This window comes from Wolbachia endosymbiont (group A) of Yponomeuta plumbellus (genome assembly GCF_947251575.1).
Taxonomy (GTDB): Bacteria; Pseudomonadota; Alphaproteobacteria; order Rickettsiales; family Anaplasmataceae; genus Wolbachia; species Wolbachia pipientis.
In genome coordinates, this window is the sequence record NZ_OX366353.1 from 116,108 (window position 1) to 139,079 (window position 22,972).

Annotated in this window: 23 protein-coding genes and 1 tRNA gene; 11 read left to right on the forward strand and 13 right to left on the reverse strand. The window is 35.9% G+C overall.

Annotated features, from left to right (window positions below):
• Position 1: 1 nt before the first annotated feature.
• Together OPR39_RS00650 and rsfS are read right to left on the reverse strand one after the other, a co-directional pair.
• Positions 2-241, reverse strand: a complete 240-nt coding sequence (locus tag OPR39_RS00650) for a hypothetical protein (protein WP_041573543.1) — start codon at positions 239-241, stop codon at positions 2-4.
• Positions 232-549, reverse strand: coding sequence for a ribosome silencing factor (rsfS, locus tag OPR39_RS00655; RefSeq protein WP_015589391.1), 318 nt, complete (start codon positions 547-549; stop codon positions 232-234). The genes OPR39_RS00650 and rsfS overlap by 10 nt, the downstream gene beginning before the upstream one ends.
• 173 nt (positions 550-722) lie before the next feature.
• Here rsfS and OPR39_RS00660 point away from each other — a divergent pair, with 173 nt between their 5' ends.
• Genes OPR39_RS00660 through OPR39_RS00670 form a run of 3 tightly spaced genes read left to right on the forward strand, consistent with a single transcriptional unit; the run spans position 723 to position 2,585 of the window.
• Complete coding sequence (locus tag OPR39_RS00660; RefSeq protein WP_265038804.1) at positions 723-1,340, forward strand: AAA family ATPase; 618 nt, start codon at positions 723-725, stop codon at positions 1,338-1,340.
• Positions 1,333-1,821: an RNA pyrophosphohydrolase gene (locus OPR39_RS00665; protein ID WP_006279569.1), complete on the forward strand. Its 489-nt coding sequence runs from the start codon at positions 1,333-1,335 to the stop codon at positions 1,819-1,821. The genes OPR39_RS00660 and OPR39_RS00665 overlap by 8 nt, the downstream gene beginning before the upstream one ends.
• Positions 1,818-2,585 (forward strand): TatD family hydrolase, encoded by a 768-nt coding sequence (locus OPR39_RS00670; RefSeq protein ID WP_006280340.1) that lies wholly within the window; start codon positions 1,818-1,820, stop codon positions 2,583-2,585. The genes OPR39_RS00665 and OPR39_RS00670 overlap by 4 nt, the downstream gene beginning before the upstream one ends.
• Before the next feature lie 27 nt (positions 2,586-2,612).
• Here the strand turns inward: OPR39_RS00670 and mdh are convergent, their stop codons facing one another.
• Genes mdh through OPR39_RS00705 form a run of 7 tightly spaced genes read right to left on the reverse strand, consistent with a single transcriptional unit; the run spans position 2,613 to position 6,439 of the window.
• Complete coding sequence (gene mdh, locus OPR39_RS00675; RefSeq protein ID WP_265038806.1) at positions 2,613-3,563, reverse strand: malate dehydrogenase; 951 nt, start codon at positions 3,561-3,563, stop codon at positions 2,613-2,615.
• A 3-nt stretch (positions 3,564-3,566) separates the two neighbouring features.
• Complete coding sequence (locus OPR39_RS00680; protein ID WP_007548576.1) at positions 3,567-4,139, reverse strand: NADH-quinone oxidoreductase subunit C; 573 nt, start codon at positions 4,137-4,139, stop codon at positions 3,567-3,569.
• Positions 4,132-4,638, reverse strand: coding sequence for a NuoB/complex I 20 kDa subunit family protein (locus tag OPR39_RS00685; RefSeq protein WP_174516933.1), 507 nt, complete (start codon positions 4,636-4,638; stop codon positions 4,132-4,134). Before OPR39_RS00685 ends, OPR39_RS00680 begins: the two co-directional genes overlap by 8 nt.
• 3 nt (positions 4,639-4,641) lie before the next feature.
• Positions 4,642-4,995: an NADH-quinone oxidoreductase subunit A gene (locus OPR39_RS00690; protein WP_006279576.1), complete on the reverse strand. Its 354-nt coding sequence runs from the start codon at positions 4,993-4,995 to the stop codon at positions 4,642-4,644.
• Between the two features lie 18 nt (positions 4,996-5,013).
• A complete protein-coding gene (locus OPR39_RS00695) occupies positions 5,014-5,382 on the reverse strand; it encodes an HIT domain-containing protein (RefSeq protein WP_015589394.1) in 369 nt (122 codons plus the stop codon).
• Positions 5,383-5,385: 3 nt separating this feature from the next.
• A complete protein-coding gene (locus OPR39_RS00700; RefSeq protein WP_006279579.1) occupies positions 5,386-5,643 on the reverse strand; it encodes a hypothetical protein in 258 nt (85 codons plus the stop codon).
• Between the two features lie 16 nt (positions 5,644-5,659).
• The gene (locus tag OPR39_RS00705) at positions 5,660-6,439 is read right to left on the reverse strand and encodes a hypothetical protein (RefSeq protein WP_015589395.1); all 780 of its coding nucleotides are present in this window, start codon (positions 6,437-6,439) and stop codon (positions 5,660-5,662) included.
• Between the two features lie 183 nt (positions 6,440-6,622).
• On the opposite strand from OPR39_RS00705, the gene OPR39_RS00710 reads away from it, so the two are divergent.
• Positions 6,623-8,152: a UDP-N-acetylmuramoyl-tripeptide--D-alanyl-D-alanine ligase gene (locus OPR39_RS00710; RefSeq protein ID WP_015589396.1), complete on the forward strand. Its 1,530-nt coding sequence runs from the start codon at positions 6,623-6,625 to the stop codon at positions 8,150-8,152.
• Positions 8,153-8,202: 50 nt separating this feature from the next.
• Positions 8,203-9,153, forward strand: a complete 951-nt coding sequence (locus OPR39_RS00715) for a complex I NDUFA9 subunit family protein (RefSeq protein ID WP_265038810.1) — start codon at positions 8,203-8,205, stop codon at positions 9,151-9,153.
• 8 nt (positions 9,154-9,161) lie between these two features.
• Here the strand turns inward: OPR39_RS00715 and OPR39_RS00720 are convergent.
• Positions 9,162-9,235, reverse strand: a tRNA-Arg gene (locus OPR39_RS00720).
• A gap of 951 nt (positions 9,236-10,186) precedes the next feature.
• On the opposite strand from OPR39_RS00720, the gene terL reads away from it, so the two are divergent.
• The 3 genes from terL (at position 10,187) to OPR39_RS00735 (ending at position 15,285) form a co-directional block, all read left to right on the forward strand.
• Complete coding sequence (terL, locus tag OPR39_RS00725) at positions 10,187-11,638, forward strand: phage terminase large subunit (protein ID WP_265038812.1); 1,452 nt, start codon at positions 10,187-10,189, stop codon at positions 11,636-11,638.
• Between the two features lie 512 nt (positions 11,639-12,150).
• Positions 12,151-14,601, forward strand: coding sequence for a type I DNA topoisomerase (gene topA / locus OPR39_RS00730; RefSeq protein WP_141456668.1), 2,451 nt, complete (start codon positions 12,151-12,153; stop codon positions 14,599-14,601).
• A 57-nt stretch (positions 14,602-14,658) separates the two neighbouring features.
• Entirely contained in the window at positions 14,659-15,285 is a 627-nt protein-coding gene (locus OPR39_RS00735) for a leucine-rich repeat domain-containing protein (protein WP_174516853.1), read from the forward strand.
• A 41-nt stretch (positions 15,286-15,326) separates the two neighbouring features.
• Here the strand turns inward: OPR39_RS00735 and trhO are convergent, their stop codons facing one another.
• Positions 15,327-16,133, reverse strand: coding sequence for an oxygen-dependent tRNA uridine(34) hydroxylase TrhO (gene trhO / locus OPR39_RS00740; protein ID WP_015589401.1), 807 nt, complete (start codon positions 16,131-16,133; stop codon positions 15,327-15,329).
• A 129-nt stretch (positions 16,134-16,262) separates the two neighbouring features.
• Between trhO and OPR39_RS00745 the strand changes: the two genes are divergently transcribed.
• Positions 16,263-17,861: an ABC transporter permease gene (locus OPR39_RS00745; protein ID WP_015589402.1), complete on the forward strand. Its 1,599-nt coding sequence runs from the start codon at positions 16,263-16,265 to the stop codon at positions 17,859-17,861.
• Between the two features lie 10 nt (positions 17,862-17,871).
• Here OPR39_RS00745 and OPR39_RS00750 read toward each other — a convergent pair whose 3' ends face one another.
• Positions 17,872-18,765 (reverse strand): Rpn family recombination-promoting nuclease/putative transposase, encoded by an 894-nt coding sequence (locus OPR39_RS00750; RefSeq protein ID WP_015589403.1) that lies wholly within the window; start codon positions 18,763-18,765, stop codon positions 17,872-17,874.
• 234 nt (positions 18,766-18,999) lie between these two features.
• Positions 19,000-19,401 carry a Co2+/Mg2+ efflux protein ApaG gene (gene apaG / locus OPR39_RS00755; RefSeq protein WP_174516854.1) on the reverse strand — a complete coding sequence of 134 codons (402 nt, stop codon included), beginning with the start codon at positions 19,399-19,401 and terminating at the stop codon, positions 19,000-19,002.
• Positions 19,402-19,500: 99 nt separating this feature from the next.
• On the opposite strand from apaG, the gene OPR39_RS00760 reads away from it, so the two are divergent.
• Positions 19,501-20,565: a 5-(carboxyamino)imidazole ribonucleotide synthase gene (locus OPR39_RS00760; protein WP_141456665.1), complete on the forward strand. Its 1,065-nt coding sequence runs from the start codon at positions 19,501-19,503 to the stop codon at positions 20,563-20,565.
• Between the two features lie 935 nt (positions 20,566-21,500).
• Positions 21,501-22,922 carry an Asp-tRNA(Asn)/Glu-tRNA(Gln) amidotransferase subunit GatB gene (gene gatB, locus OPR39_RS00765; protein ID WP_265038818.1) on the forward strand — a complete coding sequence of 474 codons (1,422 nt, stop codon included), beginning with the start codon at positions 21,501-21,503 and terminating at the stop codon, positions 22,920-22,922.
• Positions 22,923-22,972 lie beyond the last annotated feature (50 nt).

The following is a 22,972-nucleotide window of genomic DNA, read 5'->3' on the forward strand; positions in this document are numbered from 1 at the left end:
TTTATAAACCCCAGTCTATCCTGTCATTAATGCTGAAGGTAACCCTAATAGAGAAGCCAGTGCCCAGACACTGGAACTTAATTATAAACAAGCACACTATACAACGTTTTCGATGAAATTGCATGAAAAACTGGATTCCAGTGTCAGCTACTTTCATGACACCACTACCTGTGCAGGAGTTGCCTTCAAAATTACAACGTTTGTGCAATTGTGTACCAGCTATCTGGATAATCAATTCCATAACTCTTCTATTTTATAATACTCCCTTACTTCCGGCCTGAATATGTGAACCATTATGCCTTGAAAATTCAAAACCACCCAATTGCCTTCATCCATACCTTCTACATCTATTTTATCATGTGGCTTGAGGCTTTTTATTACGTGCTCAGCTAAAGCTTTAACGTGACGGCTTGAATCACCAGATGCAATAATCATATATTTTGCAATAACGGTTTTATTCTGCACATCAAAAGTTACTATATCATGACCTTTATTTTGATCTATTATCTCTTCAATTGTACTTCTTATCGATTTCATATCGCTAAGCATTGTTTACAGGTTATATGATTCATTTATAATTATATACTCAAAATTTCTAAATATGAACTATTTTCAACCGTTAAAAAGGTGTTACCTGCATCTATTTTATCATCATGTTTTTAGCATGTACAATGTATATACTTTTATGTATAATTGAGAATAGCTTTTTACTAGTATTCATTATGGGCAAGACTCTCATCTACTTAATCGGCTTTCCAGGTAGTGGTAAGTTTACTACTGCAAAGGAACTGTGTAAAATCATTGATGCGGTGATAGTAAGCAATAATCTATTCAGTAATATTATATTTGATATTGTTAAATTACAAAACGCTGAAGTTCCAGATGACCTATGGGAAAAAATTTTTGCAGTTAGGGAAAATGTATTAGCAATACTGGAAAAACACTACGTAAAATCAAAACATTATATATTTACAAATGAATTGATAGAGGGTGATCCCTATGACCAAAGATTATATAACTCAGTGGTAAATTTAAGTAAAAAAATGGACATGGAAATTTTTTCTGTAGTATTACATTGTAATAATGAAAAACTAGTAAGACGTGTCCAATCAGAAGAGAGATATCAGGAAAATAAAATTACTGATCCGGATTTTGCTATAAAGAAAATTGAAGGGAAAAGGCTATTTATACCTGAGGGTTCGCTTGAAATTGATAACTCGAACTTGAGTGCAAAGGAAGTTGCAAAGAAAATTGTTGAAGAGATGAAGAAAGAAAAAAATGGAAAATTAATTAAAACTTCTGTAACAAATCATTTAAAAACAGAGCGTACTCGTGGTTGAGCAGAAAGATAAGTACCGTCCTTGTGTTGGCATAATGCTATTTAACAGACAAGGACATGCCTTTATTGGAAAACGCTTTGATAGCGATTCTTACTGGCAGATGCCACAAGGAGGTGTTGATGATGGTGAGGAACTGGAACAAGCAGCGTTACGTGAGTTGCTAGAGGAGGTTGGTACTAATAAAGTAAAGGTTATAACTAAAAGCAAGGATTGGATATACTACAACTTGCCTGAAGAAGTTATACCAATATGCTGGAATGGAAAATATTCTGGTCAAAAGCAAAGGTGGTTCTTAATGAAGTTTTGCGGAGAGGATGAGGACATTGATATTAATTATACTGGTCATCCAGAGTTCAAAGAGTGGCGTTGGCAAGGTATAGATAGTTTAGTAGCCAGTGCTATATCATTTAAAAAAGAAGTTTATAAAACAGTGATAGAAGAGTTTTCTTCTATAATAAAAGCCTCAACAATAAGCTCATGATAGTAGATTCTCATTGCCACTTGATTTATTTTTCTGACGATGAAATACCAAAAGTAATTTCAAGGGCAGAGCAAAATGGTGTAAAGGTTTTGCATAACATATGCGTAAGCATTGACGATGTTCCTAAGTTATTAAAAATTTCTTCATCCTATGATCAGGTCTACTCCTCTGTTGGTATACATCCGCTTGATGCTGCTATAGAAAATGGTGAGTGTATACATGTTGATGAATTAGTTGAATTTACCAAGAACCAAAAGGTAATTAGTATCGGTGAAACCGGGTTAGATTTTTATAAATCTGACAACAAAGACAATCAGAAAAAAAGTTTTGCATTACATATAGAAGCGTCAAGAATAACTGGACTACCTTTAGTTATTCACACAAGAAGCGCTGATAATGAGATGATCGATATGTTAAGGTCAGAAATGAAAGCCGGTGCTTTTAGTGGAGTAATGCACTGCTTTGCTTCCTCTAAAGAACTTGCTTATCAATCTATAGATTTGGGGTTATGTATTTCATTTTCTGGAATTATTACTTTTAAAAATGCGAGCTTACTCAGAGAAATTGCACAAAATGTACCACGCGAGCGTGTTTTAGTCGAAACTGATGCACCATATCTATCACCTGAGCCTTATAGGGGAAAAAAGAATGAACCAGCAATGGTGAAATACGTTGTTGATTGTTTGGCAGAGTTGTGGAATGAGTCACCAGAACAAGTAGCGAAGGTAACCACAAGCAACTTTTTTAGGCTGTTTGAGCTATAAAGAAGTTCTATAAAACCATTAATTTGCTTATGAACCTAAAGATTTCACCAGCTCTCTCACCGAGTTTACAGACTTATTAAACATTTCTTGTTCACTATCATTCATTTTAACTTCTAGGATCTTTTCAATTCCGTTTTTTCCAATAATTACAGGAACACCAATAAACAACTCTTCTACACCATATTCACCATTAAGGTAAGCAGCACATGGTAATATGCGCCTCTTATCTTTTAAATATGATTCTAACATGCATATAGCTGAAGATGCAGGAGCGTAGTATGCAGATCCAGACTTAAGCAGATCAACTATTTCTTTACCGCCATTGCGAGTGCGTTCAACTATTTCATCGACTTTTTTCTGTGTGATAAGACCCATATCGATAATTTGAGTAAGTGGAACTCCAGCAACTGAAGCACAATTGATTAGTGGTACCATAGTGTCGCCATGTCCTCCAAGCACAAAAGCAGATATATCTTCAACTGAGATATTTAACTCACTTGCAAGAAAGTAACGAAAACGGGAAGAATCAAGCACTCCTGCCATGCCAACAATCATATTAGTTGGAAGGTTTGAAAATTTATGCACCACTGAAACCATGGCATCCAAAGGGTTGGTAACCACTATTACAAACGCGTTTGGAGAATATTTTTTAATATTTTCGCCAACCTCCTTCATTACTTTAGCATTGGTTTGCAGGAGGTCATCCCTGCTCATTCCAGGTTTTCTAGCGATGCCAGCGGTTATTATAATTGCATCGGAGTTTTTTATATCTTCATACCTATTTGTGCAAGTAATATTGACATTAAATCCATCAATAGGGGATGATTCTGCTATGTCGAGTGCTTTACCTTGTGGTATTCCATCACTAATATCAAGTAAAACAACATCACCGAGTTCCCTTAGTGCAATCATATGGGTGAGAGTTCCACCGATATTTCCTGCACCGATTAAAGATATTTTTTTTCTTTGTACTGTCATTTTCTACTCCTTTGTATTTACTTTTATGGTTTTACCTTCCCAAGGCGATAAGCTATCAAACATACGAAAATCTTGCGGTAAATCTATAGGATTATACACAACCTTTTTTGTCTCTATATCATATCTTACTTCCTCATAACCAGTGAGAGGGAAATCTTTTAACATTGGATGACCTTTGAATCCATAGTCTGTTAGAATCCTACGCAAATCAGGGTGATCAGAAAACTCTATTCCATACATATCAAACACTTCACGCTCAAACCACAAAGCCGTACTAAATATCTTCGCTACACTTGGAGGCATGTCGCTTTCACATAACTGAAGCTTTATGTGTACTCTAATATTATGCACAATGCTGAGCAGATTGTATATTAGCTCGAAACGCTTCTCTCTATTTGGATAGTCAACCCCAAAAATATCAACTAATAGTTCAAACCTACACTTTTCATCATCACGTAGAAAGAATAGGTGCTTTTCAATTTCATCTAAAGTTGAATATATTACAATAATGCCATCATCTTTTTGAATGCACTCGCATTTGGTCTTTTTTTGTATATACTTTGCAGTTTTATCCATTCCGAGTCCGTTTTATTTTGTTTTGTAGGCATAGCATTCCATATAGCAACGCCTCAGCGGTTGGTGGGCATCCAGGGACATACACGTCAACTGGCACAATTCTATCACAGCCTTGGACCACTGAATAAGAGTAATGGTAATAACCACCACCATTTGCACAACTTCCCATGGAAATAACATACTTCGGGTCTGCCATTTGATCATAAACCTTGCGCAATGCTGCTGCCATTTTATTAGTTAGTGTGCCAGCAACAATCATCACATCTGATTGACGTGGGCTTGCACGAAACATTATACCATATCTATCAAGATCATAACGGCTGGATGCAGTATGCATCATCTCAACTGCGCAACATGCAAGACCAAATGTCATTGGCCACAATGAACCAGACCTTGCCCAATTCATTACATAATCTGTTAAATCACCAAATTTAGTGACAAGAAACCCTTCTTTTTTATAACGACCCCAGTCATCATTAGATAGAATTTGATTTGTCATAAACTACTCCCACTCTAATGCACCTTTACACCATTCATAGATAAAACCTATAGTGAGTATTGCAAGAAATACCATCATAGACCAAAATCCACCATAGCTTATCTTAGATAAAGAAACAGCCCAAGGAAAAAGAAAAGCAATTTCTAAGTCAAATATTATAAATAATATTGAAACTAGATAAAATTTAATGTCAAAATTTTTTCTTGCACTGGATAGTGGATTGAAGCCACACTCATATGTGGAAAGCTTTTCACCATCTGGCTTACTCACTGCAAGAAACATAGGCAATATACCTAAAGCAAAAGATACTACAATTGATACGCAGATAAAGATTACTATGGTTAAATATTCGCTCATTTAACAAAACATATAACACTATGAGTTTACATGCTTTCCTAACTTTTTACCACCTAAAATATGCACGTGAAAGTGTGGTACAACCTGCTCTCCATTTTCACCGTAGTTAGTGACTAATCTATATCCTGTTTTTTCTAGATTATATTTGTGTGCTATCTCTCTTACAGTTTTGAAGAAATCCGCTATTTCCTCTTCAGGAGCTTTTAGAATGAAATCATCATATGAAATATATTGATTTTTTGGTATAACTAAAATATGAACTGGTGCGTCAGGGTACTTATCATGAAAAGCTAGTACATTTTCATTTTCATGTACCTTCTCACAAGGTAACTCACCTCTTAATATTTGAGCAAAGATGTTATCGCTATCATAAACTTCATTGCTCATATTTTAAGAGCGACCTTTCCCTCTTTCTTCGTTTTTCTCTACATTAGGTGTAGATAGTGGTTTTATCGCTTCACCAGAAGCATCTTCAAGATTTAAAGAGCTTACAAGTTCCCTTACTTTTACCATGTCCTGCTGTTCTTTCAAAAAGGGTTCTATTCCACTTACCCTTTTTCCAGTAATAACTCCTGGTTGTAAGTGATACATATCCCCAGGAACAGTTAGACTATGATGTCTTTCCTCTATTTTTTTAGCTTCACTCATAATACTCCCCTATAACTTATTTTTGCATTCCACAACTTTGCGACTTACCTGGCTTTATAGCTTCTTGCGCCCATTTTTTCTCACCTGAAGCTATAGTTTCTGAAGGCTGACCAACATCAGACTTCACAACTTTGTCTGATGACTGCTTTTGATTATCATATTCCTTATACAATTTTTCTGCAATACCATTCAGCAATTTTAAGTCTGTATGAATTTTAAATTCTCCACCAGTAATTCCTGCCAGCTTCTTAAGGTCGCCATTAATGCTATCAGCAATTCCTTGAAGAGCAAGCTTTTTTATCTCCTCTGGACTCTTTCCTTTATTTTTAGAGTCAGTTTTAATGTCTTCAATTATTTTTTTAACATCAACTTCAATTACAATTTTATTTTCTTCTCTAAAAATAGTTACATTCGGTAAATCTTTTTTTATTTTATCTAATTGCTCTGGGCTCAAATAAGGTATATCTCCCGTAAGAGTCCTTGATGCTAAAAAACTTACCTTTCCTGTCCCTTTCTTTTGCTCTGTTATTTGTACGCCAAGATCCTTACTAGCTTGTGTGGTTTTTATGGGTGGATCATATTCTTCATGTGGGTTGCCAATAATAGAACGCCCGCCATTTTTTATGTCGTGCCGCATTTCATCCCAGGACTTAAACCAATTCTTTGGCCATATAGGGTATATTGCACCCTTGACTAGGACTTTTACACCTCTACCCAGAAAACTCCCTACTCCCGAAGCTGCATTACCAACTTTAGCTAGTATAGAAGTAGATTTTTCATTTTCTCTTGTTAACATACATACCTCCAAGGTACTTTCTATAACTAAATACATTTTAATTATAGACGAAAAAATTTAAACTTCTATATCCATTATAAGATAGAATTATAGGGATTGCAACCATTATTTGCACATTGTCTAAAACATGTAGTATTCTCGCTACTTTTATTGTTCAATTTATTATAAAGAATACTCTAAATTATGTTTAAATGGAACACAAATAATATCATTGATGCAACTGGCGGAAGAGACGTAAATGGTTGTAATTGGATACATAGCTCAAATATTTCAACGGACACAAGAAGCATAAAAAAAGGTGATTTATTTATTGCACTCAAGGGAAGGAATTTTGATGGCCATAATTTTTTGCATGAAGCGTTTTTAAAAGGGGCTGTCGCTGCAATAGTAAGTGAGGGTAAATATAAAAATTTCCCTCTCATTATTGTACAAGATACCCTGAAAGCTTTGCACGATATGGCATCATACTACATTAGAAATGTTCTTATTGACGCTAAAGTTATTGCAGTTACAGGCAGTGTCGGAAAAACCACTACAAAGGATATGCTACACACTGTTTTATCGCAATATGGAGTGTCCCATGCAAACGAAGGTAACTTAAATAATAATATAGGGTTGCCTTTGACAATTCTAAAAGCTCCAAAAAACTGCCAGTACTTAATCCTTGAAATGGGAATGAATAAAGCTGGTGAAATAAAAGAATTATCAAAGATTAGTAATCCAAATATTGCAGTTATTACCAACATCGAACCTGCACATACTGAAAATTTTTCATCACTATTTGACGTTGCACAAGCGAAGTTAGAAATTCTGTATGGTATGAAAAATAACGGTACTTTGGTTTTAAGCAGAGATAATAAATATTATGATTATCTCTCATCACACGCCAATAGAAATGTAATAAGCTTCGGTAAAGATAAAAATGCTGAAGTTTGTTTACTAAACTTAATAAGAAACGATGAATCTTCTGTCATTTCAGCACTATCTTCTGTCATCCCAGTGCTTGACTACTTGGATCCAGGAAGTTCAATTGCAAATGAGCATATCAGACGGTTGTATAATAAAGACTGGATTCCAGCGTCACGCGCTGGAATGACATCAAACCGAGTTGCTAATAGATTAAGTTTAAAAATCAGGCTGAGTGATAATCAAATTATAAACTGTAATTTACGTGTACAAGGTGAGCATTTTGCTTATTCGCTACTTGCTGTTGCAGCAGTTGTGCAAAGCCTCGGACTTGATTTATCAAAATTACCACTTGCACTTAAGAATTTTAGTGTAGCGAAAGGTAGAGGCAATATTCATAAGATCAAATACAATAGAAAATATATACATTTAATTGATGACTCCTATAACGCCAGCCCTGCTTCGATGAAAACTGCAATAAAAACTTTGAGTACATATTCTAATCAGAGAAAAGTAGCTTTGCTTGGTGATATGTTGGAACTTGGTGATGAAAGCATAGAGTTTCATACAGATTTGGTTAAGATTATCACAGAAAATAATATAGATAAAGTTTATACGGTTGGTAAATTTATGTTAGAATTGCATGAGCTTTTGCCAGATAATATAAGAGGCACGCATTTTAATGATTCTAATCAATTGAAAAGTGATTTAGCTAACATTATTCAGAATAATGACGCAATTCTAGTTAAAGGCTCACGAGGAATGAAAATGGATCTTATTGTACGGGAATTCGTAATAAAATATTAAGCGAAATCATTGTATTAATTTACAGTAACAAATTATTAGGAACTTTAATTGTGACAAAACGTGTAATTATTTTTGGTGGAACGGGGTTTATAGGGAAACACATCGTAAGACGCTTGGCAGCAGAAGGATATTTAATAAAGATATTCACTCGTAATCAGGAAAAAGCTGCTTGTTTAAAATTGTGTGGCAATTTAGGACAAATATCAATATTTAAAGGCGATTTTTTTGATGAAAAATCAGTTCTGGATGGTATGGAAGAATGTGATGTAGCTATAAACTTAGTGGGAATATTATATGAAGCAAAAAAGCACGATTTTTACGCTGTTCACGTTAAAATAGCTGAAAGGATAGCAAAAGCTGCAAAAATGAAAAATGTACCTATGATGATACATTTTTCTGCTATGGGAATAGAAAATAGCAAGTTGTCAAAATATGCCAAAAGTAAATTGGAAGGTGAAAAAGCTGTAACTTCAGCATTTCAAGAAGCAATAATAATTAGGCCAAGCCTTGTATTTGGTAAAGAAGACAACTTCTTTAATAAATTTGCAAGATTAGCAACTATTCTTCCTTTCTTACCACTAATTGGCAATGGAACAACTAAATTTCAGCCAATATGTGTAACAGACTTAGCTGAAGTGGTATATCGTATTATCAGTTTTAATAAGCAAGACAAGAAAATTTATAACATGGGTGGACCAAAGGTTTACTCTTTCAAAAGCTTATTGAAGTTTGTTCTGAATGTTACTAACAGAAAGTGTTTGTTGGTCAATGTATCTTTTCCAATGGCAAAGTTAATAGCTTTCTTTTTAGAAAATAAAATTATTTCTATGCTGCTAAAACCAATAACCGGAGATACGAACCCTATGCTTACTCAAGATCAGGTGAAAGTTATGATGAATAGTTCAATCGAAAAGTCAGTTGACCTTGAAACAATGAAGGTTCGACCATTAGCAATTGAAAATGTGGTGCCAGAGTACTTGAAGATTTATAGAAAGTATTGATAAAAGAGTGTGCCCGGTGGGATTCGAACCTACGACCCACAGCTTAGAAGGCTGTTGCTCTATCCAGCTGAGCTACGGGCACACAACATATATAAAATGCTTCTTAGTACAAGTGAAGTCAAGTACTTCGTGTGAATATGATGTTTATCTTGCGACACCTTGTCATTGCAGTTGTGTGTCGCGCGCTGCCAAAATTGGATGCGAGAAGTCTATTTATTTTAGAAAATATTATATAGAAACTTCCTTGACACCCTTCGCCAGCCCCCTTATCATAACAGTGAAGCTATTGTATTTGCTTTCGCCAATCTGCAGATTAAAAGGTAAGGATTACTTAATGTATCGGCGTCTTATGTTCAATTTTTTGCAGTATATAGATACTGTATGTCTTTACAAAACTTCATCTACATCTAGATTTTTATCTAAATAAGCTGAACGCGCTTATAAAGCGTTACAAGACATCAAAAAATGCCAATACTCGACAGAGATAGTAAAAGACTAGCTAACTCGGGGATTCTTTGTCTTTTTTTCTGCTTAGTAAATTTCTTAAACATTTGCAGCGTAAGTTAGTTGCAATTAAAAGCGGCTGAATCTCGCTTGTCAAGCGTTTAAAACATAAAAAACGCCAATATTTTAAAGCAGATAATAACCCCAGGGCTTCTTTTGCCTTTTTTTTCATTTAGTAAATTTCTTAATATTTATGGCTAAACGACAACCGTCATCCCGCTACTTGTTAGCGGGATCTATGTTGAGAGATACCGCGGCGGTATGACGGTGTAGATAGTAATTCGTCATCCCGCTGCTTGTTAGCGGGATCTCTTGTTAGCGCCGCGGCGGTATGACGTAGGATTGTTGTCATTCCACTACTTGTTAGCGGCTGAGATACCGCGGCGGTATGACGGTTCGCGGCGGCATAGTAATTCGTCATCCCGCTGCTTGTTAGCGGGATCTAGAGATACCGCGACGTCTCACCTATAGCCTTCAGTGCTCCTTTTTTTGTCATCCCAGCGTCACGCGTTGGTTTCAACATTATATCATGAACTTTCTAAAATTCATTGAACTGTGCTTTCAAACGGTGGTGCCGGGGTGTGAGTATAATGATTATCAGTATATAAAAGTCATAGCAGACAGACTTGAAGCGGCAAATGTTGGCAAAATGAGGCGAATAATATTCAATATGCCTCCGCGTTCAATGAAGTCCCTGTGCGCTAGTGTTGCGTGGCCCGCATGGATACTGGGAAACCAACCAACTGCGAGAATAATAGTTGCAAGTTATTCTCAGCGGCTCAGCGAAAAGCACTCGCTCGATACAAGATGCATAATGCAGTCTAGTTGGTATAGAGCGCTATTTCCAGAGATAGAACTATCCAAAGACCAGAATACAAAATATAAATTTCAAACAGTGCAGAGAGGATACAGAATCGCAACATCAGTTGGTGGAACACTAACTGGTGAAGGTGGTGATTTTATCATTGTGGACGATCCGCTCAGTTCTGCTCAAGCTTTGAGTGAAACGCTTAGAAAGCGTGCCATAAACTGGTTTGATCAGACTTTAGTAACCAGGCTGAACGATAGAAAAAAAGGAGTCATCGTTCTTGTAATGCACAGGCTACACCAGGAGGACTTAACTGGACACCTTCTCTCCAAGCCAAAAAACATATGGCATCATATTTGTTTGCCAATGATTTCTGAAAATAAGCAGGTTATTTATTCAATCAAAAAGCCAATGCCTCCCGTTCCTGTCATCCGAGTAGCTCAGCACTGTGCGACCAGGCGATTATATAATAAACCAGCGTCACCTGTAAGGATATTATATTCAAGAGAAGAAAGTCAGTTGCTATATCCCCTAGATGGAGGAAAAGAAGAAATTGAGATGATAAAGGTTGAACTTGGGAGTTACGCTTTTGCTGCTCAATATCAACAAAACCCTCTGCCGCTTTCAAGTGGTATAATTAAACCAGAGTGGTTGAAACGCTATAAAAAATTTCCTGATAATCTCTCGCATATAACACAAAGTTGGGATACTGCGGTTTCAACAAGCAGCATGAGCAACTTTAGCGTCTGCACCACCTGGACAAAAGTGGGCAATAAATTCTATTTACTCGATGTATATCGCGCAAAGCTTGAGTATCCAAAGCTTAAAGAGCAAGTTCTGTCACTAGCTGCAAGATGGACACCGCACGCAATTTTAATCGAAGCAAAAACAAGTGGTCAGCAATTGGTGCAAGAGCTAAAGACAAACAGTGATTTACCAATTATCGAAATAGTACCACATGATGACAAACTCACTCGATTTTATCAAATTGTTCCGATTATAGAGTCTGGCAAGGTTTTTCTGCCGCACCAAGCAGTATGGCTGAACGATTTTGAGTATGAGATTTTAATGTTTCCTGAAACTCGACACGATGATCAAGTGGATAGTACCGTGCAATATTTGCAGTGGGTGAGAAACAGTACCTCCAGGGTTGCAGCTATACGAGCATTGTGATTTGAGTCTACCAGTACTGGGATGACAGCTAGGAGACAACCGTCATCCCGCTGCTTGTTAGCGGGATCTAGAGATACCGCGAATGAATCGCGGTATGACGGTTCGTGGTGGTATGACAGTTCGTGGCGGTATGACGGTTCGCGGCAGCATGACGATAAGCTCGTCATCCCGCTACGTGTTAGCGGGATCTATGCTAAAAGATACCACGGCGGTATGACGTAGAACTGCTGCTTGTTAGCGGCTGAGATACCGCGAATGAATCGCGGTATGACGGTTCGCGGCGGCATGACGGTAAGCTCGTCATCCCACTACTTGTTAGCGGGATCTCTTGTTAGCGGATGAGATACCGCGAATGAATCGCGGTATGACGTAGGACTGCTGTCATTCCAGTGTCAGCTACTTTCATGACACCGTCTACTTTGTAAAATTCACAAGAACCATTAAAATATTTTTTTACTTTTCATTGTATATTTCTCAACATATTATCTTTAAGTACTAAAATAATTAACAATATGGCATTATTAATAGTTGAATCACCTGCGAAAGCAAAGACAATAGGTAAATATTTGAGTAAAGAGTTCAAAGTAGCTGCATCCTTTGGACATGTGAGGGATCTTCCAGCAAAAAACGGTTCTGTCGATCCGGATAATGATTTTGCTATAAAGTATGAAACCATTGAAAAAGCAGAAAAGTATATAAAAGAGCTAGTAAAAGCCGCAAGCAAAACATCAGATATATATCTTGCAACAGACCCAGACAGAGAAGGGGAAGCAATGGCTTGGCATGTGATAGAGACATTAAAAGAAAAGAAAGCAATCAGTAATGAAAACAACATTTATAGAGTAGTCTTTAATGAGATAACAAAAAGAGCAGTACAAGAAGCAATAAAAAATCCACGTGAAATTAATATGGATTTAGTGCGTGCACAACAAGCACGTAGAGCTTTGGATTATCTAGTTGGATTTAGTTTGTCACCACTGCTGTGGACAAAATTGTCGGGAAGCAAGTCTGCAGGGCGAGTGCAGTCTGTTGCATTAAAGATTATATGCGAACGAGAAGATGAAATTAGTAAATTTATAACACAGGAGTATTGGAGCATAAAAGCAGAAATGCAAAATAGCAAAGATGAGGCTTTTTTTGCTATGCTAAGCCACTATGACAATAAAAAGCTAGAAAAATTTGATATTAAGAATGAAGAAGAAGCAAAGAACTTAGTCAGGGAGATTGAATCAAGGCAATATGCTGTAAGCACAGTAGAACGCAAGCAAGTTAAGAGAAACCCGCTTCCTCCGTTTATTACTTCAAGTCTTCAGCAAGATGCAGTGAATAAACTGTATTTTAATGTGAAAAGTGTTATGCGCATAGCGCAAAATTTATATGAAGGTATCGATATTGGTGGTGAAACTGTAGGGTTGATAACTTACATGCGTACAGATGGGTTTCATATTGCAGATGAGGCTATAAACTCAATTAGAGGGTCAATTAAGTCATTATATGGTGATAAATATTTACCGCAGTCTCCTCGTAAATATGTAAAAAAGGTCAAAAATGCTCAAGAAGCACATGAAGCAATTCGTCCAACTGATATCAATAGAACGCCGGGTAGTATTAAGGATTACTTAACGCCAGAGCAATTTAAATTGTATGATTTAATCTGGAAAAGGACCATTGCAAGTCAAATGGAGTCGGCGATTCTTGATCAAGTGGTAGTCGAAATTAGTTCTACTGACCAGAAAGTAATTCTGCGAGCAAGTGGATCAAGTATATTCTTTGATGGTTTTTATAGAGTCTACCAAGATAACATAGAAGCCGAAAATGAAGGCCTGCTACCTGCCATGAAGGAAGGGGAAGCGTGTAAGCTGATTTCAGTTGAGCCAAAACAACATTTCACTCAACCGCCACCTCGTTATAGTGAAGCAAGTATCGTAAAAAAAATGGAAGAAATCGGTATAGGTCGACCATCAACTTATGCAACAATTATTTCGGTATTACAAGATCGTGAGTACGTTTCATTGGATAGCAAAAGGTTTATTCCAAGCAGCCGCGGTAAAATCGTTACTATATTTTTAGAAACTTTTTTTCAGCGTTGTGTAGAGTATGATTTCACAGCACAAATGGAAGAGAAGCTTGATTTAATTTCAAATGGACATGCAGATTGGAAAAAAGAATTAGGCCACTTTTGGGTGCCATTTTTTGGTCATGTAAACTCTGTCAAGCAAATGACGCATGATGAAGTTTTCAGCGGCATTCACGATTTGGTAATCGATTGGTTTTGTTCAGAAGAAGGAAAAAAAGAGGTGAATACAAAATGCCCTGCTTGCTCTGATGGCATATTGAAATTGAACTTTGGAAAAGCCGGGGTGTTCCTTGGATGTTCTAATTATCCTGAATGCAACCATACAAAAGAAATTACGGGCAGTAACGACAATTCAGAATATCCAAAAAGTTTAGGTATAGATGATATAACAAACCAAGAAGTGATGATCAAAAAGGGTCCTTTTGGACTTTATCTGGAGTTTAATAACGAGTTAAAAAAGAAAAAAACGGTTTCCATACCAAAAGATATAAATGTTAATGAGATTGATCTGAGCACCGCTACTCAGTTACTTTCCTTGCCAAAAGTAATCGGAGAACACCCTGAAACCGGAAAGGAAGTAAAAATAGGCCTTGGGCGATTTGGGTACTATATTTTCTATGATGGTAGATACTTTTCTCTTAAGAAAAGCTCCAAAGAGGTGCTGAATAGAGAATTGAGCGAAGTTGTACAAATTATTGCAAACAGTCCATGCAAAGAGTTAAAATCTCTCGGGGTTAATGAAAAGGGAAAAGAAGTTTTTATCTGCAACGGTAGGTACGGATTCTATATAAAATGCGGTAAAACAAACGTTGCTTTGGGCAAGAGTGCAGATATTGAAAGTATAGATCTGGAGAAGGCTTTAGAGTTGATTAAGAATAAGAAGTAGACTTTTATTGAAATATTAGGTAAAGTTAAAATATACTCTAATAATGCGGTGGGATAAATGATATTTTACACACAGGGCGACACTCCAGCTTTATGTAGGTTAGATTACACGGATGTAAGTAAGTTAGTAGGCATACCAAATATCACAAGACTTGATTTAACTGAGTGCAAGATTAGTGTTAAAGATGCAAAAGAATTAGCCAAACTTACAAATCTTACTTCACTTCATTTAGGTAAGTGCAAGATTAGTGTTGGAGTTGCAAAAGAATTAACCAAACTTACAAATCTTACTTCACTCAATTTAATTGGTTGCAAGATTAGCAATGAAGTTGCAAAAGAATTAGATAAACTCAAAAAAAATCTTCCTTCACTTAATATAATTGGTTACAAGATTAGCGGTAAAGGTGCAAACGTAAAATTGCAGGATGAGGTATCAAACTCGCAAGAAAAACTTAAAAGCAGTAGCAAATACTATATTTGTGGAGCAACAGTTGGTTTAGTTATTGGTCTAGTTGCAGCATATTGTTTAGGGGCTGCTGCTTTAACTCCTGTTGGTGTTTCTGTTGCAGCGTTTATTGCATCTGCTGTGGTTGGCGCGTTACTCGGAGCTGGGGTGGGTTATGCTGTGAGTACATATCTTGAAAGCACTGAATTAAACAATATGCAACCACGAAGGAGTTGTTGAAGATCCGTGTTAAATTCTAGTACAGGAGCTTTTTTCTAATGCTAAAGTTTACAGTTGAAACAAACCACCTGGCCACGTGGAACTGATTTCAGTTTATCAGTTGAAACTTGATTTGAGCAGAGTATGCATTTTATTGTGTTGCTTGGAGTAAGTGAGTTATCAACAGCAATTCTATCATCAAAAACAAAACACTCACCTTCCCAATTATCATTTTTATTATGAGTTTTTTCGAGGTAAGAAAGAATGCCGCCTTTCAGGTGGTACACATCGTTAAATCCAAGATTTTTCATGTACGCTGTTGATTTTTCGCATCTAATTCCACCAGTGCAGTACATAGCTACTTTCAGGTCTTTACTCTCAGAAAATGACTCTGTCCACTGAGGAAACTCACGGAAACATTGTGTGTGTGGATTAATTGCATTCTTAAACTTGCCTAATTTCACTTCATACTCGTTTCGTGTATCTATTACCAAAACGTCAGGTTGAGAAGTAAAATCATCCCAATGCTCTGGATCAACATATTTACCCTTCAGGGAAATATCAAGATTGCTTACACCAAGATTCACAATCTCTCTTTTTAATTTTACCTTCATCTTGCTAAATGGTTGATATTCTGCTGCACTCTCTTTCCATGTAAGGTCCCTTAGCCTATAATCAGAACGTAGAAAATCGAATATTTTATCAATTGCGTTTCTTTCACCAGATATTGTTGCATTAACACCCTCTTCTGCAAGGAGTATAGTGCCCTTTAACTCAACGTTGTTGCATGTAGCTTTTATTTCGTCTTTCATGTCATAATAATTAGAAAGTTCTACAAAATGATAGAAAGTTGCAATGACGAAGCTCATGATTATTCACTTATCAACTAAAAACATGATATACAAAATTATAAAGATATTCAATAGTACGGCTGTTAATTACTGGATATCTTCAGTTTTTACATATAACATTTTAATATAAAATATAGATTCAAATTAATGTTTTTAAGAGTATTTAAAAATATATTCTTATTTCTAGTAAGTATATTATTCGTCTGTCCAATATTATCATTAATATCAATTCTATTTACAGATACAGCAAATTCCGGATGGGTAATCAGCACACTTTTCCCTGAATATATACTGAGTACGTTAATTTTGATGATAGGAGTGGGGGGAATATCTTTCATATTTGGAGTAATTCCAGCGTGGCTCACCACATTTTTTTCATTTCCTGGAAGTAAAATTTTTGAGATTGCTTTGTTCTTTCCGATATCGATTCCTGGATATATAGTAGCGTTCGTCTATGTAAATACACTAGAATTTTCAGGTCCAGTGCAGAGCTCATTAAGAGACATTTTAGAGTGGAGCAAAGGTGACTATTGGTTTCCTGAAATAAAATCCCTAGGTGGTGGAATATTAGTAATGGGATTTAGTTTATATCCATACGTTTATATGTTAGTCCGCTCAAGTCTAAAGAATGTTAGTAACTCAGTCACTATTGCATCAACACTTGGGTTCTCCTCATTGAAGAGCCTGTTTTCTGTCATCATACCCTCCATACGCCCATCGATTATAGCTGGGTTGTCTTTGGTACTAATGGAAGTAATTACAGATTTCGGCACACCACAGTTTCTTGCTATCGATACTTTTACGACGGGAATATATCGCACCTGGTTTTTACTGCATGACAAATATTCAACTACTGTTTTAGCAGTTGCAGAATTAATTTTCGTTGTGATACTAATAGCTATCGAAAAAAAACTACAAAAAAAAGGAATATCTTACTCTTCAATCAATACCAATTCAGATTATCACAATAAACGGAGTATAAGTGGCGCTATACCGTTGATCTTTGCTTATCTTATGTGTGTATTGCCGATATTAATAGGTTTTATTTTGCCAATGATTCCGCTCATATATTGGAGCATAGAGAAGGGGTTTTTCATATACGAAGCAAGATTCTATAACATAATAGCAAATAGCATTAGTTTATCATTTATCACCGCATTAATCTCAATTAGCATTGCAATAATGATTGGATATACGGCGCGTAAAAATAAGGTAATCAACAATATAGCGCGTCTCATTTCTTTAGGCTACGCAATTCCAAATGCAATTATCGCAATTAGTATAATAATATTTTTAAGCAGAATATCCTCTTTCATTACTCAATATGTTGTGGAAATTAGCTTAGTAGGAACTATTGGCGCATTAGTTTACTCATATTTATTCCGTTTTTTTGCTATATCTTTCAAGGCGGTAGAGTCAGGGCTCAAAAAAACACCAAATGAAATTGAGTGGACTGCATATACCATGGGTCACGGACCTATTTCCACATGTTTGAATGTTCATATCCCTCTCATCAAGAAGAGTATATTATCGGGATTTTTGCTCGTATTTATGGATACTATCAAAGAGCTCACAGCAACACTCATTATAAGACCATTTAATTTTGAAACTATATCAACTAGAATATATGAACTTGTAAGCGATGAGCGCTATAGAGAAGCTGCCCCATTTTCGTTAATAATAGTTATAATAGGCTTAATCTCTACAATAACCTTATTTACACTTGATGATAAGGATAAAAAATAAACGTAACTGTTCACAGATTTCCACTTAATTCTTCAATCTCACTAATAGAAAGGCCAGTAAACTTAACAATAGTGTTGACATCAACATTATTAGCCAGCATTGCTTTTGCGACTTCAATTTTCCCTTCAATTTTCCCTTTCTCTATACCTTTTTGTATACCTTTCTCTTCAGCAAGATCAAGTCTGTATTCAAGAATAGCTTCTTCTTTGCGTAGATCCATTATCCTTTCTTCATAGGCTACTAAATCTTTTTCGTTCCAACGAAACTTGTCTAATTCATCATATGCTAGCTTTATTATTGGCGCTTTTTCTGCTATCTCTTTTAAGTCCTCTTCTGTTGTTTCTTCTGCGTATTTAAAAAAGAAACACCACCTTTCTACTATACTTTCTAACTGCTCTACTTTATTTTTTGCGAATTTAGGCAACTCAATAAAGACAAACTGAAAATCTTTTAAGTAATGGCCGTTAGTTTTTATATCACGTATATTGTGAGTAGAAATATAATCAACTTCTTCAGGAAGTAAGTTACAATTTGATATAGCAATAAAGAAGACTTTCTTTAAATCAATGTAGTTGCCAGATTTATCTAATTGTCTTGAGTAGGCTTTAGCAGCATAGAGTTGTGCGCGCTTTTCAAAGCCCTTGTCTCTAGCGAGCTGCATTTCTGCTATATATCTATTTCCGTGAGAATCCTTGCAGAGAACATCAACAATACTTTGTTTATCAGAGGCAACTTCGGGATCCATAATAGTGCTAAGAAACTCAACTTCTTGTATTGCATTTATCTCAGTAAACCCTAAAATATCGTTCAAAAAGTGGGTCAGGATATTCTTATTTTTTTCCGTTCCAAAGATTTTTTTGAAACACAAATCATTGCGAGGATCGAGAAATTTTGAAAGAGCCATAGCCAAAGTGCTTAAAAATATTAATAATTATACACTATTATTAACAATTATTCAACCATATTTTTGAAGATAGCTATAGCTAACACGTCATAACCGCCACGAACCGTCATACCGCGATTCATTCGCGGTATCTTAGCATAGATCCCGCTAACAAGTAGCGGGATGACGATTGTGTATCGTGCTTTGCTAAAAATCACAGAATGCAGTCTGGTTACAAATAAACTATTTTGATAGTTAATGGGGTCTAGTTTTGACGTATGGACTATCCAAAGAAAAGGGTGGTATCATAACCTCAAAAATTTTTATGCTTTCTTCATTCAGAAATTCATACTTACCCTGCATTATTCCTGACGGTGCATTTAAGTATGTTCCACTTGTGTATTTGAATACCTCTCCAGATTTTATCACAGGTTGTTCTCCGATAACACCAACTCCGGCAATTTCATTTACTTTTCCCTTATAATCTATTATTTGCCAATGACGACTTAACAATTGAATAGTTGATTGGCTTTTGTTTTTTATCTTAACGTTATACATCCATACATAGCAATTTTCATAAGGAATGGATTGCTCTTCAATATAAATTGGTAAAACTGTAACTTCAACAAAGTTGGTAGTTAGTGTGTATTCTAGAATCATTATAGAATATTCATGATAAAAAGATAGTATCCTAATTATATACTTTTTTCATAGATTTTTCAAGTATACTCTAATTAGGAAATATCAATTTATAGTATGAATGAACCAGATGCGCTTAGCAAAAAAGTAATAGGAATAATAGGTGGTGGACAATTAGGTAAAATGACTGCTATCGCTGCAACAAAACTTGGACAAAAAACACATGTTTTTGCCAGTGCTAAAGACGATCCGGCTTGCTCTGTTGCTGATGATTTCACAATAGCAGATTTCTCTGATAAGAAAGCGCTTGAATCTTTTGCACAGAGTGTGGATTTGGTCACTATTGAGTCTGAAAATATTCCATGTAGTGCAATTAATATCGATGTAAATTTTTATCCGGGTAAAAAAGCGTTACACATTGCGCAAAATAGGCTTAGAGAGAAAGATTTTATTAGAAGCTTGAGTATAAAAACTGCTGAATACAAAAGTATACAAAATTATAATGAGCTACTGGAAAGCAGTAGAGCTTTTGGCTATCCAACAAGGCTGAAAACAACAGAAATGGGTTATGATGGAAAAGGGCAATATGTGCTTGAGAATGATTCTGAAGTGAAGCAATTTGCTTCCTTTGATTGGAATACAGAGTACATTCTTGAAGCAAGTGTTGATTTACTGAAAGAGGTTTCAATAGTCGTTGCAAGAGATAAAAACGGTAAAGTAGCTTTTTTTCCTATAGCAGAAAATTACCACGTTGATGGAATACTTGATACTTCAACAGTGCCAGCTAAAATAGATAGCAAATTAACTCAAGAGGTACAACGAGCTGCAAAGAAAATAGCAAATGCGCTTGATGTAATAGGAATTCTGGCTATTGAATTTTTTGTTACTAAAGATAACGAATTGTTAGTTAATGAACTAGCTCCCAGACCTCACAATTCTTGCCACTGGAGCTTGGATGCATGTAACGTTAGTCAATTTGAACAGCTGGTTAGGATAATATGCGGGCTACCTATGCAGGAAGTAGTATTACGCTTTCCTTGTATGACGAAAAATATAATAGGTAATGATATATATGATTCTCATAAGTATTTGAGCAACGAAAAAGCTAGTTTAACCATATACGGGAAAAAAGAGGTTAGAGATAAGCGTAAAATGGGACATGTCAATATAGATTTAAGTTAACAGTTTTTCTACGTTATACCGCCACAACTGTACGAACATTGTGATATGATGAGATGTTACATAGTAAACGGTGTCATTCTAGCACCTCTTTTCCCGTCATTCCGCTGCTTGTTAGCGGGATCTCATTTTACTTTATGAGGGTGTCATCCGAGTAGCCTGACTACTTGGATCCAGGAATTTTATTAAGTTGGTAAGCATAAAAGTGGCTGATCTTATGTTAAAACACAACGTTCTTGATGAGATTACAGCAAGGCTGGATTCCAGCGTCAGCTACTTGAATGACAGCAGTCCTACGTCATGCCGCCGCGGTATCTCTAGATCCCGCTAACAAGCAGCGAGATGACGGTTGTCGTTTAGCTATAAATATTAAGAAATTTACCAAATAAAAAAAAGGCAAAAGAAGCCCCGTGGTTGGCTAATTACTTACATTATACTTTCAAGTATGGCGTTTTTTTTATTCTAAACGTTTAATAACCGCGATTCAGTTGCTTTTAAGCCGCAACTAATCTAAATTATAAACATTAAGAAATTTACTAAACAGAAAAAAAGGCAAAAGAAACCCTAGGGTAGCTAGTTATTCACTATCTATTTTTTAAGTTGGCGTTTTTTAATGTTTTAAATAGCGTATTTCAGCTTATATAGGTAGAAACCTAGAAGTTTTATAAAGACATGAGGTGCACATAGTGCAAAAATTCAGCATGATTTACGCCAAATACATTAAGTTTTTTATCATTAATCCACTGCAGAGATTGCGAAGATAAATAAATAGCTTCAGTTTCATGATAAGGGGGCTGGCGAAGTTTGTAAAGTAACTTTTGCATTTAACCCGTTTCTATGGGTAAAACAATCTGCATACCACTTAGCTAACATGAGTTTTGTTTTGACTTTTTGTGCTAATTTTGCAGAATATTAAGATTATCATTTAAATAAAATACATGACGAAAGAGGATTGGGAAGCGGTAATTGGGCTTGAGGTACACGCTCAAGTTTCTTCTAATACGAAGCTATTTTCTAGCTCATCAACGGAATTTGGTGCTGAGCATAACACTCAAGTTTCTCTAGTTGATGCGGCAATGCCAGGTACGCTGCCAATACTAAATTATTACTGCATAGAGCAAGCAATACGCACTGGTCTTGCACTTTCTGCAGAAATTAATAAGTATTCTTACTTTGATCGGAAAAATTATTTTTATCCTGATTTACCACAAGGTTACCAGATAACTCAGTTTTTTGAGCCAATAGTTAAAAACGGTAGAGTATTTATCAACGACAATGAAAAAGAAATAAGAATTGCGAGAATTCATTTAGAGCAAGATGCAGGAAAGAGCGTTCATGAGGAAAGCAGAACTTATGTAGATTTAAATCGTGCAGGGGTTGCTTTAATGGAAATTGTTTCAGAACCAGATCTCCGTTCATCTGCAGAAGCTGCAGAATGCATGAAAAGATTGAGGCAGATTTTGCGTTACATTGGTTCGTGTGATGGTGATATGGAAAAGGGATCACTTCGTTGTGATGCAAATGTTTCTGTTCGCCTAAAAGGCAGTAGTACATTTGGCACTCGTTGTGAAATAAAAAATCTGAACTCGATACGTTATATTGTGCAAGCTATAGACTATGAAATACAAAGACAAATTGAAATTTTAGAAAGTGGAGAAGAAATAAGTCAAGATACCTTATTGTTTGATGTCGCTTTGGGAAAAACAAAAGTGATGCGAAACAAAGAAGATGCAAGCGACTATAGATACTTCCCTGAGCCTGATTTATTACCTGTTGAGGTAAGCCAGGATAAAATCGATTCTATTAAATCATCTTTACCTGAGTTGCCAGAGCAGAAAAAGCAGCGATACATTGAAAAATTAGGTATCAACGAATACGATGCAAACGTCATTACTTCCGATAAGGCGATTGCTGATTACTTTGAGGAATTGATAAAAAAACATGATTCAAAGCTCGCGGTCACCTGGTTAACTGTAGAGCTTTTCGGTCGTTTAAATAAAGCAAATATTGATATTGTGAGCTCCCCAATCAAAGCAAATGCTTTGTCCGAACTCTTAGATTTTATCGTTGATGGAACAATCTCTGCTAAACTTGGTAAACAAGTTTTTGATATTATGTTTGAAACTGGCAAACCTGCATCTCTCATCATAGAAGAGCAGGACCTAAAGCAAATAACCGATAGAGGTCAAATATCAGAAGTTATCGACACAATCATCAATAGCAACCAAGATAAAGTTCAAGAATACAAAAACGGTAAAACAAAATTATATGGTTTCTTTGTTGGTGAAGTCATGAAATTCACCAAGGGAAAAGCCAGCCCTGATGTTGTGAATTCAATTTTGAGTGAGAGATTAGAGTGAGGTGCCTGTAAGATTATCCTGCTTGGCGGTTAAGCGCACCTTTCATGGTA